Origin of the sequence: Actinoplanes utahensis (assembly GCF_016862455.1) — a bacterium.
Classification (GTDB): Bacteria; Actinomycetota; Actinomycetes; order Mycobacteriales; family Micromonosporaceae; genus Actinoplanes; species Actinoplanes utahensis.
This window is the reverse complement of record NZ_BOMZ01000147.1, coordinates 1-1065: the sequence shown is the minus strand read 5'-3', so window position 1 is coordinate 1065 and position 1065 is coordinate 1. Positions and strand designations below refer to the sequence as shown.

The 1065-nt window shown below is 75.3% G+C and carries 1 protein-coding gene; it reads right to left on the bottom strand.

Features of this window, described 5'->3' with window-relative positions; all coding sequences use genetic code 11:
- A partial coding sequence (locus Aut01nite_RS43050; RefSeq protein WP_239124646.1) for a phosphopantetheine-binding protein occupies window positions 1-1065 on the bottom strand: 1065 nt, incomplete at both ends.

Here is a 1065-nt window from a genome sequence, read left to right as displayed (position 1 = left end):
CAGATCCACCGCCCCGTCCAGCTCGAACACCGACTGACCGGTGTAGACGTCCAGACCCGCGCCGTCGTACACGCTGTGGAACAACAGGCCCTCCTGCAACGCCGACAGCGGCAGGATGTCCTCGACCTTCCGGGCCGGTGCGGGGGTTTTCGGCGCGACAGCGGCGGCGAGCTCGCTGGGCGTGGGGTTCTCGAAGATGTGCCGCACCGAGATGTCCTCCCTCAGAGTGGTACGGATCCGGCTGGCGATCTGGGTGGCGAGGAGCGAGTGCCCGCCCAGGTCGAAGAAGTTCTCGTACGGCTGGACCTCGGCCACCCCCAGGACCTCCGCGAACAGGCGGCAGAGGGTCTCCTCGGCCGGGCCGGCGGGCGCCCGTCCGGGGCCGGGCAGTCCGGCGAGGGCGGGCCGGTCGATCGCGCCGCCGGCGGTGACCGGCAGCCGCGGCACGGCCAGCACCAGCGACGGCATCTGGTGGTCGGCGAGCAGGCCGCGCAGGTGCCGGCGGATCGCGGCGCGGTCGGTGGTGGCCGGCGCGACGTAGGCGACGAGCCGGTCCTCGCGGACCGTGACGGCGGCCGCGGTCACGGCGGGGTGGGTGGCCAGCGCCGCCTCGATCTCGCCGGGGACGATCCGTACGCCGCGGACCTCGAGCCGGTCGGCAACCCGGCCGAGCACCTGCACGCCGCCGTCCGGCGTCCACCGGGCGAGCTCCCCGGAGCGGTACAGGCGTGTCCCGTCCGCGGCGAACGGATCCGCCACATACCGGTGCGGCTCGGCGTCGCCGGGCGGATCGGCGACGTAGAGCTCACCGGTCACCCCGGCCGGCACCGGGCGCAGCGCCGCGTCCAGCACGCGGGCCCGCGGGGACAGCGCGCGCTCCTGGTCCGGCTCGTCGGGCGACGGCAACCGCCCGACGAGCCGGTCCGGGTCGTCCAGGACGGTCTGCAGGATCTGCTCGAACCGGCGTACGACCCCCGCGGCCGTACCCGCGCCGAACACGTCCGGCCGGTAGCCGAGCCGGAACCGCAGCCGCTTGCCCGGGCCGGCCAGCAGGACCAGCGGGTA